Source organism: Bacillus cereus group sp. BceL291 (genome assembly GCF_051776705.1).
Lineage (GTDB): Bacteria > Bacillota > Bacilli > Bacillales > Bacillaceae_G > Bacillus_A > Bacillus_A cereus.
On the sequence record NZ_JBPWAP010000119.1, the window covers coordinates 1 to 10,339 of the forward strand.

Below are 10,339 nucleotides of genomic sequence, written 5' to 3' on the forward strand. Positions count from 1 at the left end.
ACCATCTAAATATCGTTTCACCGCTTGGATTTTTTCTTTTGAAGAAAATTTAGCCATAAAAAATGCACCTCCAATTGTTAGACTGTGTCTAACAATTGGGGTGCACTTCATAAGGGGCTTTTGTCTTAAATAATTTAATGATATGTGTACCCTCCATCTGGAAATAATACATTACCCGTAGTAAAACTATTTTGCATTAAATATAGAACAGTATGTGCAATTTCATTATTATGGCCAGGCCTTTTTACAAGAGAAAGAGATTTATAAGATTCATAAGCAGCTAGTCTATTTTCGTTTTGTTCATTTTCTCTTTGTATCGTTCCAGGAGAAACAACATTAACTCTTATAGGAGCTAATTCAACAGCTAAAGCTTTCCCTAAGCTTTCAATAGCCCCATTACAAGCTCCGTAAGCAGGCGCACCTTTAATTGGTCTTTGACTAAAGGCACCGGACATTAACACGATCGATCCAGAGTTTGAAAGAAAAGGGATGGCATATTTTACGGCATAATATTGAGGCCAAAACTTTCCGATGAAGCTACTTTCAGCAATTTCCTCTGTAGAGGTAATTGGTCCAAGTGTGTAAGAGGCTCCGGGTGTGAATAAATGATCAAAGTTCCCAACTGTCTTGAAAAAATTTTGTAATTGCTCTTTATTTTGATTATCCAATACGTAAGTGTGGAGATGATTGCTATTTATTAATTTTTTAGCAATCTTTAATTTTTCTTCCGAACGCCCTGCAATAATAACATGTGCACCTTGTTTAATTGCTTGTGTTGCCGTTGCTAATCCAATACCAGAACTCCCGCCAATGATAACAATACGCTTATCTTTTAATGTAGTAATAGACATATTTTAGCCACTCCTTTAATAAAAAACTTTAGAATATAACTTATGCTTTTATTATTCGCTAAAAGGGATCAAGTGAAAAGTACGCACTTTGTATGTACATAGTCGCAAATTTCGTACTAATCGCTATTTACGCGGATAAGTAATAAGAAAAATTGCTAAATATAGTTTATCCCGCATTAACGGGCAGTAAAACTCTCACCTCAAAGTTAGGAAAATGCGAGGAAGTTAGGTGAGAGATCAACTGCCCGTAAACGCCCGATTGGTTCAACTAATAATCAGTGGGGGATGAATAAAACCCCCACTGATTAAAGTTTCACTTTATGATATCAGTGGAGAGGTGAGAAAAATGGATTTACAAGAACCGAAGTTAAAAGGGGTAATAGCGACATTACAAATAATCGGTGGGAAATGGAAGCCACTCATTTTGTTTATTTTGCTAACAGATGGGACGAAACGTTTTGGTGAATTAAAGAAATTAATACCAGATATATCTCAAGGAACGTTAGCAAAGCAATTACGTGAATTAGAGCAAGATCAACTAATAAAACGCGAAATTTATCAAGAAATACCACCTAAAGTAGAATATAGCTTAACTGAACATGGAAAAACAGTCAGTACTGTTTTGGATAGTATGTGTAGTTGGGGAAGAGGACATTTAGAACATATAGATAAAGGTGAACTATAAAATTGTTATGTAAACTTAGCGTCGTACGAAGTGGAATGGTGTTTTAATAATTTGTATTTTATAATATATAATTAAATAGTGTTGTAGGTTATTATACATATTTAATTCGTTTTTACAAAGGGGAGTTATAAGGTGAATGAATTAGAGTACAAAAGCTTTTATGATAAAGTAGGAAGATTAAATGGATGGGATTTTAGTAAAATAAAATGTGAAACTGTAGGAGAAATATGGGACTTTTATGGAGAAGTGAAAGAAAGATGTAAATCATCAGACATTCTACTTGATGTTGGTACAGGCGGAGGAGAAAATGTACTTAACATAGCATCATCAGCTAAATTGTTAATTGGAATTGATAATTCTAACGGCATGATTGAAACGGCACATTCTAATTTGAAAAAATCAGGTGTACAAAATGTTGAGTTTCTTCAAATGGGTTCTGGAGCTTTAACGTTTCCACATGCGCATTTTGATATCGCTTCAAGTTGTCATGCACCATTTGCAGCGACTGAATTATCAAAAGTAATGAAAAAGGGTGCTTTTTTCTTAACGCAACAAGTTAGCGAACATGATAAATTAAACCTAAAAGAGACATTTGGGAGAGGACAATGCTTAGGTGAAAGAGATGGAACTTTAAAAGAAAAGTATATGGGTGAACTTATAAATGCAGGATTTGAACTCGTGCAAGTACGTGAATATGATGTTACTGATTATTACAGTACGCCTGAAGATCTCATTTTCTTATTAAAACATACGCCTATTATTCCTAGATTTGGAGAAGAGGAAGAGGATTTTACTATTTTACAAAAGTTCATTGAAACAAATAGTTCTGAAAAAGGGATTCGTACGAATTCAAAAAGATTTGTGATTATTGCTGTAAAATCTTAATGTATTTTATTGTAAAAGCTGCTTTTCGTTTAAGGAAAGGCAGCTTTTTTATATGGAAATAATGCAGGGGAAACTTAAAAAAATAAAAATAAGTAAAGTGTTAATCAAAAAAATGAAATATGGAGCATAATTGTTTTGAAACATTACTGTACTAGCAATGAAAGAAGCTAACATATTCATACTAAAGTTGTAGTTTCTATATAAAAAATCCATCCTTCCGTTTGATTTTATCTATTTATAAGTGTAATACAATACGAATAGATAATAAGAAATGAGGGAGAATGTAAAGTGATTACACATATATCAGATATAAAACTACAAACGGTTTCCATAGAAGGGGTAAAACAAGTGTATAAGGACATATTATCTTTTCCAATAAAAAAAGAAACAGCATCCTTCATTCAATTTGAAGTAACACCTTATACAACAATTAGTTTTCAAGAAGTGTATGAACCAATTGCACCTGCACATTTTGCTTTTGAAATCCCATATTCAAAATTTCATGAAACAGCAAGATGGCTTGAGGAGTCTGGATTACTCATTGCGAAATGGAAAGATGGTCATACAATTGATGAAGAGGATGGTCGATTCAATTTATACTTTAAAGACGGAGATGGAAATCTACTCGAAATTATCGCGCATAGTTATGTTAAAGAAGATGTATTAGTACCGCAGTCACCTTTAAACATTTTATATGTAAGGGAAATTGGTCTTCCTGTTAAAAGTGTACCTATTTTTAGGGAATGGCTGAAATCAAATCTAAATATGAAAACGATGGAAGACGGGGATATTTTTAACTTTGTAGTTGGTGGCACTGCTTATGTCGTCGCAACTTGGTGGCAGCGACCTTGGATTCCAATCGCGATGAAAGCTTTACCACCGAAAGTTCATGTTTCTTTCGGAACAGCGGATCTCGCATTTTTACAGCGAATCCAAATTAACTTTAAGAAAAATAATGTGCCATTTGAATGTAAACATAATGAAGTGTCATTTATTGTGCAGGGATATTCATTTTCTATTGTGTATACACCAGAGTTTCATTCCAATATTCCTAGCAAAATAAACTTACCGCTTTCTATATAGTTATAGAAAGCGGTAAGTTTATTTTGTTTTAAGGAAAATTAAAGTCTAGTTATTATGTTGATTTAACATTTGGGCTATTCCTTGACCAAATGACCAATTCTCCATAGGTGTCTCGTGTAGTGTAATGAAAACATCAGCAGTAGAGATTTGTAAAGTATTAGCTGTACTAGTGGCTATAGCTTTATATAAATCTTTTTTTTGATTAATTGTTCTCCCAGGTCCACATGTAATAGAAATATAAATCATATTATTGGATCGTTTTAATGAACCTTCTAAAAGATAAGATGAATTATAAAAAAGTTGATGAGAAGGATAAGGTAAAAACATTTGAAAATAATCATTTTCAGGAATATTGAAATGTTCAATTAACGAATGGTGAATTTGATTGCTTACATTTTTTAATAACTTATTATCGGATAATTTTTCAGGATGATAAACAGTGACAAATGGCATAATAGAGGACTCCTTTCCTTTTGATTTTATTTTACTTCCAATATTTCCATTTGTATAATTGAAAATATATTAACGAATTATCAATAAAATCGATGAAGGTGGTGTATGAAATGGAAATGAAAGAGTTACTTACATTTAAAAAAATTATTGAAGAAGGAACGTTTTCACAAGCTGCTAAACAATTAAACTATGCACAATCAACAGTAACAACACATATAAAAAAGCTGGAAAATGAAATTGGTTTTCTGTTATTTGAAAGAGGATGGGATGCAAGATTAACAGAAGAAGGAAAACTTTTTGCAGAGGAAGTAGAAAACTTAGTAACACATTGGGAATATTCTATAACTCAAGCACAACGTATTAGTAATGAAGAAAAAGGGAGTTTGAGAATAGGCCTATTAGAATCCGTTGCTAAAAGGTTAATACCAATAATATTAAAGTTTTTAAATGCTGAAAAACCATATATACATTGTGATTTTGTAGTGGGAAATACAGCACTTTTATCAGAAATGATAGAACATAATAAGATTGATTTTGCGGTGTGCGGAAATAATGAAAATAAATCAAAGGTACAATTCACCCCAATATGTGATGAACAGATTGAATTTATAGTGAATAATCCCGAGCATCCTTTGTTACAAAAAGAATCCGTTGAAGCATTTGATATTATAGATTATCCAGTTATTGTAGGAGAAAGTAATTGTTATTCGTATCAATCTGTAAGTTCTCTCCTAGCGAAAAATAATTTATTTTTTAAAAGAGTTTATAATTGTAGTGCTTTAAACCTCATTCCAGAAATGCTTTTTGAAAATGTGATAGGAATTATCCCGAAAGGTACAATTTTGAATGAAGAAATACTATCTTTTAAGATTAAGGACTTTAATTCTAAAATCCCGATTGGTATATTAATTTCTACTAAAAATAACAATTATTTAAGTCAAACGAAACAAAAAATTATCAACATCATTAAAGTCGCCCTATAATTATGCTGAAAAATTATATGGCTGTTTTCGATACGTACTTTTCTTTTAGCATTTCAGAGATTTTTGTAATAATAGGATTTATGTGAGTAGAAGGATTTCCTAACATTGCAGTGAATTTAAAATAGGGGTGTAGAATACTATATGGTTTAAGGAGGGTGAAACTTGAATTTAGGTGAGCCAATGGCTAAAGGAAATACAGCGGAAATTTATCTGTATGATAATAAGATTGTGAAGTTATTTAAAGAATATCTTCCAGGTACAGAGTCTATGAATGAAGCAAAAAAACAAAAATATGCTTATTCATGCGGGCTGCCAGTTCCAAACGTATTTGAAGTGACAAAGATACACGATAGACAGGCAATTATTATGGAATACGTAAAAGGTGTCAGCTAATAACAATGAATTGCTAAATAAATTAATGCTTCAGTATTGTAATTAAATGAGTAAAATTATTGGATTTTGCTTACAAAGAATATAGTAGTAAAAAAGGAGTCTGTTTTATGAAAACTGATGAATCGATTTCATTGAATACCGAATTTGAGAAATCTGCTCCTGCGCTACAACTTTTGAAATTACATAAGCGATTCGGTGAATTTATTGCAGTAAATCGTATTGATTTAACTATTCCAAGTGGTTCTTTTTACGGAGTTGTTGGACCTAACGGAGCAGGAAAAACTACATCTTTATCAATGGCTGTTGGTTTGTTAAGGCCGGATGGCGGAAACGCTAAAGTTTTTGGGATTGATGTTTGGAGTAATCCAAAACAAGCTAAAACGTTGATTGGAGTATTACCAGATGGATTGGCTTTACCAGAAAGACTTACTGGTCGCGAATTATTAACATATATGGGGTTGTTAAGAGGAATAGATGCCAATGAAGTTGCTCAGCGGGCAGAAGAATTACTTGCAGTATTAGAGTTGAATAATACTGAGGGGACTTTAGTTATTAATTATTCTACTGGTATGCGTAAAAAACTCGGCCTTGCACTTGCACTTCTTCATGCGCCAAAATTACTCGTTCTCGATGAACCGTTTGAGGCGGTAGATCCTATTTCTGCAACTACTATTAAAAAGATTTTACAGAAATTTGTTAGTTCAGGTGGTTCTGTAGTATTTTCTAGTCACGTCATGGCATTAGTTGAACAACTTTGTGACCACGTTGCAATTATTTCGAAAGGGGGAGTACTTTCATCTGGAAAGATGGAAGATGTTTGTGGTGAAGAAAAACTAGAGGATATTTTCATTCGATTAGTAGGTAAACCCGCCGCTAAAGGAGGGGAATTGTCTTGGTTAATGTTTTAATTCAAATGAAGTTATCAATACTTAAACATTCAATGAATCGTGGCAGGGCAGTTCTATTTATTATGACAGGATTAGTTGGTTTGTTGCTAGCAATTGGAACTATTCTACTTTTTTCTTTTTATCCAACAGAACAAAATATATCAAAAAGCATTCTATATGTAACATTCGCCATTTGGACAGTAGGATGGATTATAGGTCCGATGCTTACTGGAGGAGACGAAATATTACGCCCTGAATATTTTGTGTTGCTTCCGCTCAATTCTTATAAACTAGCTAGGATGCTTCTCGGTGTAACTTTTATAGGAGTAGGACCACTGGTTAGTTTTTTAGCTTTTATAGGATTATTAATTTATGCAGCTAGAATTAGCATATATGCGATTATAGTAGCAGTTCCAGCAATTATTTTGCAGTTAGTTTTTGTAGTATTGTTATCCAAAGTAATAGTTAGTATTATGGGTGAGGCGATGAAATCAAGAGTCGGTATGGAAATGGGAGCGATGTTCATTGGTTTCATCATTGCATTTCTAAATGTCGGCTGGTATGCACTTCCTGTAATCAATAGAATCATATTTAGTGATACTACGCTATTTTACATGATTCCATCTAGTTGGACGATACTTGCTGTAGAGTACGCTAGTCAATCTAATTGGTTATTAGCTTTTATTTTCTTAGGTACAATAACAATATTTTGTGGGTTTCTTTTATTTATATGGACTATATTATTGACTAGACGTAAAGAGATAGATTCAAAAAAAGTTCAAGTGAAGATTATTAATAAGCATTATAGAAAGGCTTTTAAAATCTTTTTTGAAACTAAAATAGGAGCTGTTATAACTAAGGAACTTAAAAGTTGGAGAAGAGATCCACAACGAGGCCGTTTCCTGCGAATGGGCATATGGATAGGTGTATTTTATGGGGTTTTAGTTACGATTGCTAATATACCTTACTTAATGCCTTGGGCGGGGGGAATTATGGTTGTATTTACAGGTATGTTTGCTTGTAATTTATATGGTTTCGATGGAAGCGCGTTATGGTTAACGTTGGTGACACCTGGTGCAGAAAGGATTGACGTGCGTGGCCGCCAATTAGCTTGGTTGATAGCTATTGGTCCTGTGGCAATTTTAACTACAATAATTTTCACTTTTTCTAGCGGACTTACTTTCGTTTATCCATGGGTATTTGCGGTAGTCCCAGCTTTACTTGGTGGGACAGTCGGCCTTATTGTCTTATTTTCTGTAGTTAATTTAATTCCAATTACTGATCCACATCGCCGTGGAAGAGGAACGATAATATCTGCTGACGATATGAATGCGAGTAAAATGTTTATAACCACGTGGCTCATGCTGTTGATGGTGCTAGTAACAACGATACCTTCGTTACTAGTTATATGGTTGGGGACATCATTACATATACAATTCATACAATGGTTAGGTGTACCGACTGGGGTTTGTACGGGAGTGTTTTTAGCATGGCTATTTGGGCGCATCGCTTACAAAAAACTTGAAAGAAATGGCCCTGAGTTGCTATTTGAAATGAAAAGTGGGATGAAAATTAACAGTGATAATTACAAAAAGAAAATTCGTAATAAAGAAATGGAATTACCGAAGAAAAAACTTACCGTTGTTGTTCTTCTTGTGTTTATGGGAATCTTTTTCTTGGTGCACCAAAGTATAGTGCCGATTGTCTTTGAAATATTTGATGTGGATGAAAGAGTCCGTCTATTTTTTCTTTCGCGCTACCTTCCTCATATTGCCCGCATTCCTGTAAGTATCATTTTCGCTGTACTAGGTATAGTGTTTTTGTATAAAGCAATATTAATTAAGAAACAGCACGTAAAAGAATCACAACTAATAAAAGATGATATGTAAAACATTACCAATCGGTCAAGTTTTTAGCGGATGTTGTTCAACTATAGTTACGTAGTTAAACAACATTCGCTTTACATATTTATTAAAGAATAATTATTTTCAAGTTTTAACCTATAAAGATTTATTATCCGTACTTGTTCCTCCGTTAATTCTTCTTTATCCCAATACATATGCATTAAGCTATATTCAAAAATCTCCTTTAATTTAATAAATAATGGAAACTTGTCTATCATCTCTTTTGGTAGTTCATTTTCCTCTTGGTAGCCTTCAAATAGTGCTTTTGTAATAGAATGTTCATAGTCAATGATATTCCCATTTCCAGCAAATGAATATTCTATCGCACTATAAATAGGAACGGCTAAATTGAATATGTAAAAATATTTTTGGAATGAATCCAAGAGAATACCAACGAACAACATGCCTATTCAATCATTTGTTAAACTCAATATAAATAAAGAAGGGGAGTTCAAAATGAATATTTCTAGAAAATTAGAGGTTGAACAGTTACGTAATAAGAATAGTGAGCTATTTGATAAAGATGTACTTAACATATTGAATGGTCAAATGATGTATGAAGAATTTAAAACGGAGGAGCTAATGGGTGAGTCTGATTATGCCCCATTTAACGAGGCCATGTGTGTAAATAGCGTTACTGCACAAGTTTTTGATGAAGAGTTTATTAAAATAAGAGCAGAAGGTCATAACAGTTCAGTCGAAAATTATGCAAAAAAAGTTATAGATCCGTTAGAAAATCTATTTGCGAAAAAGTATAAATGTATTGTTTTATGGTTCGGTGAAGATATGTTTTGCCAAATGAATCTACTTACTTTACTTTCATACCTTGAGCAGTCGTGCTATGAAGGGAAAGTATACTTAAATAGTTTCAGGGAGGATGAATTTAAAGTAAATCAAATTGAACTTGAATTGGGGGATTATTCTACTATATACAATGAAGTATTAGTAAACCATAAAAAGACTTATCATAAAGTACCACCTGTAATGTATCAAGCTATAGATTTATATTTAGAAATGCTAAAAGAAGATAATATCGTAATGAAATTCATCTCTAAAAATAAAGGTTTATCAAATCAAGAATTATTAACAAAGTTGTTTTATCTTTTTCCAACAATCGGATATGGTGATACTCAGTACATAGAACTGATTAATAAAATGAAGAAGAAAACTACACCTAAAATATAGGTGTAGTTTTCTTCTTATAATTGCTCAAGTAATTCTAATTCTTTTTCTACAAATAGCATTAGTTCTTTAATGGTTTCACCAGAGAAATCAAAACGAATACCGGCTGCATCATATACTTCTTTTATAGATTGCGAGCTTCCTAGTGATAATGCCTTTTTATAATTTTCTAGTGTTTGCTTAGGATCCTCTTTATATTGTTTATACATTTGTAATGCCCCAAGTTGGGCAATCGCGTATTCAATATAATAAAATGGTACTTCAAAAATATGGAGTACAGGTAACCAACTCGTTGCTATCCAGTTTTCGTAGCCATCAATATGTATGACGCTAGATTGATAATGTTTTTGAAGTTGTAAGTATTTTTCATTTCTTTCTTCAGAAGTATGAATTGGATTTTCATACAGCCAGTGTTGAAATTGATCTACAATAAGCATAATAGGTAAATATGAAATAACATCTTTAAAGAAGTTAATTTTTGCTTGTTTTAAATCTTTTTTGTCTGTATAGAAGGTATTCCAATAATTAAGCGAGAATAACTCCATTGTCATACTGGCTAGTTCAGCTGTTTCAGCTGGAATTTCTATATACTGTCGTAATTCTAATGGTTTTATGAGTTCGTTATGAATACTATGACCCATTTCATGTATAAAAGTGATAATATCATCTTGTGTATAATTTAAGTTCATAAAAATATAAGATAATTGTGAAGCTGGTAAGTACTCACAAAAGCCACCAGCTGCTTTTCCTTTGCGGCTTGTTAAATCAAGACAATTGTGTTTATACATTCGGTTTAAAAGTGCTGAAAATTCAACATCTAGTTTATTAAAGATATGAGTGCTCTTTTCAATTAAATCATTTTCATTTGCAATAGGTTTAAGTACTTTTTGATCTGGAGTTACAGCTGATACATCCCAAGGGCGGTGCGACACGTTCCTAAGTGAAAAGCTTAGGCACTGTCGGACAATTGTTCAACAGTGAACTTTCATTCCGAGTTGTCAAATGATAGGGTAACGCCTTGAAGGGCACCTCT

The 10,339-nt window shown here is 32.8% G+C and carries 10 protein-coding genes and 2 pseudogenes; 8 read left to right on the forward strand and 4 right to left on the reverse strand.

Features of this window, described 5'->3' with window-relative positions:
* Positions 1–134 precede the first annotated feature (134 nt).
* Positions 135–851, reverse strand: coding sequence for an SDR family oxidoreductase (locus tag ACS2CR_RS31890; protein ID WP_053512864.1), 717 nt, complete (start codon positions 849–851; stop codon positions 135–137).
* A 346-nt stretch (positions 852–1,197) separates the two neighbouring features.
* On the opposite strand from ACS2CR_RS31890, the gene ACS2CR_RS31895 reads away from it, so the two are divergent.
* The 3 genes from ACS2CR_RS31895 to ACS2CR_RS31905 all read left to right on the forward strand — a co-directional run bounded on the left by ACS2CR_RS31895 (position 1,198) and on the right by ACS2CR_RS31905 (position 3,504).
* Positions 1,198–1,536, forward strand: coding sequence for a winged helix-turn-helix transcriptional regulator (locus ACS2CR_RS31895; protein WP_016110039.1), 339 nt, complete (start codon positions 1,198–1,200; stop codon positions 1,534–1,536).
* A 132-nt stretch (positions 1,537–1,668) separates the two neighbouring features.
* Positions 1,669–2,421, forward strand: coding sequence for a class I SAM-dependent methyltransferase (locus ACS2CR_RS31900; protein WP_016110040.1), 753 nt, complete (start codon positions 1,669–1,671; stop codon positions 2,419–2,421).
* Positions 2,422–2,709: 288 nt separating this feature from the next.
* Entirely contained in the window at positions 2,710–3,504 is a 795-nt protein-coding gene (locus ACS2CR_RS31905; RefSeq protein WP_000627926.1) for a VOC family protein, read from the forward strand.
* Between the two features lie 45 nt (positions 3,505–3,549).
* Here the strand turns inward: ACS2CR_RS31905 and ACS2CR_RS31910 are convergent, their stop codons facing one another.
* On the reverse strand, positions 3,550–3,957 hold the full coding sequence (locus ACS2CR_RS31910) for a tautomerase family protein (RefSeq protein ID WP_001117408.1): 408 nt from the start codon (positions 3,955–3,957) through the stop codon (positions 3,550–3,552).
* A 110-nt stretch (positions 3,958–4,067) separates the two neighbouring features.
* Between ACS2CR_RS31910 and ACS2CR_RS31915 the strand changes: the two genes are divergently transcribed.
* The 4 genes and pseudogenes from ACS2CR_RS31915 to ACS2CR_RS31930 all read left to right on the forward strand — a co-directional run bounded on the left by ACS2CR_RS31915 (position 4,068) and on the right by ACS2CR_RS31930 (position 8,109).
* Positions 4,068–4,940 (forward strand): LysR family transcriptional regulator, encoded by an 873-nt coding sequence (locus tag ACS2CR_RS31915; RefSeq protein WP_000425263.1) that lies wholly within the window; start codon positions 4,068–4,070, stop codon positions 4,938–4,940.
* 162 nt (positions 4,941–5,102) lie between these two features.
* Positions 5,103–5,330: pseudogene (locus ACS2CR_RS31920) on the forward strand (aminoglycoside phosphotransferase family protein); the annotation flags it as partial.
* Positions 5,331–5,440: 110 nt separating this feature from the next.
* A complete protein-coding gene (locus tag ACS2CR_RS31925) occupies positions 5,441–6,241 on the forward strand; it encodes an ABC transporter ATP-binding protein (RefSeq protein WP_016110045.1) in 801 nt (266 codons plus the stop codon).
* On the forward strand, positions 6,226–8,109 hold the full coding sequence (locus ACS2CR_RS31930; RefSeq protein WP_016110046.1) for a hypothetical protein: 1,884 nt from the start codon (positions 6,226–6,228) through the stop codon (positions 8,107–8,109). The genes ACS2CR_RS31925 and ACS2CR_RS31930 overlap by 16 nt, the downstream gene beginning before the upstream one ends.
* 71 nt (positions 8,110–8,180) lie before the next feature.
* On the opposite strand, the gene ACS2CR_RS31935 is transcribed toward ACS2CR_RS31930, so the two are convergent.
* Positions 8,181–8,528 (reverse strand): hypothetical protein, encoded by a 348-nt coding sequence (locus ACS2CR_RS31935; RefSeq protein WP_000899730.1) that lies wholly within the window; start codon positions 8,526–8,528, stop codon positions 8,181–8,183.
* A gap of 52 nt (positions 8,529–8,580) precedes the next feature.
* Between ACS2CR_RS31935 and ACS2CR_RS31940 the strand changes: the two genes are divergently transcribed.
* Positions 8,581–9,309: a hypothetical protein gene (locus ACS2CR_RS31940; RefSeq protein WP_002101028.1), complete on the forward strand. Its 729-nt coding sequence runs from the start codon at positions 8,581–8,583 to the stop codon at positions 9,307–9,309.
* A 14-nt stretch (positions 9,310–9,323) separates the two neighbouring features.
* Here the strand turns inward: ACS2CR_RS31940 and ACS2CR_RS31945 are convergent.
* Positions 9,324–10,229, reverse strand: a pseudogene (locus ACS2CR_RS31945) (M3 family oligoendopeptidase); the annotation flags it as partial.
* Between the last annotated feature and the right edge of the window lie 110 nt (positions 10,230–10,339).

Excerpts from the sequence above, each read along its gene's own strand:
- ACS2CR_RS31890 (WP_053512864.1), bottom strand. The coding sequence starts at position 851 with ATGTCTATTACTACATTAAAAGATAAGCGTATTGTTATCATTGGCGGG.
- ACS2CR_RS31895 (WP_016110039.1), top strand. The coding sequence starts at position 1,198 with ATGGATTTACAAGAACCGAAGTTAAAAGGGGTAATAGCGACATTACAA.
- ACS2CR_RS31910 (WP_001117408.1), bottom strand. The coding sequence starts at position 3,957 with ATGCCATTTGTCACTGTTTATCATCCTGAAAAATTATCCGATAATAAG.
- ACS2CR_RS31915 (WP_000425263.1), top strand. The coding sequence starts at position 4,068 with ATGGAAATGAAAGAGTTACTTACATTTAAAAAAATTATTGAAGAAGGA.
- ACS2CR_RS31925 (WP_016110045.1), top strand. The coding sequence starts at position 5,441 with ATGAAAACTGATGAATCGATTTCATTGAATACCGAATTTGAGAAATCT.
- ACS2CR_RS31935 (WP_000899730.1), bottom strand. The coding sequence starts at position 8,528 with ATGTTGTTCGTTGGTATTCTCTTGGATTCATTCCAAAAATATTTTTAC.
- ACS2CR_RS31940 (WP_002101028.1), top strand. The coding sequence starts at position 8,581 with ATGAATATTTCTAGAAAATTAGAGGTTGAACAGTTACGTAATAAGAAT.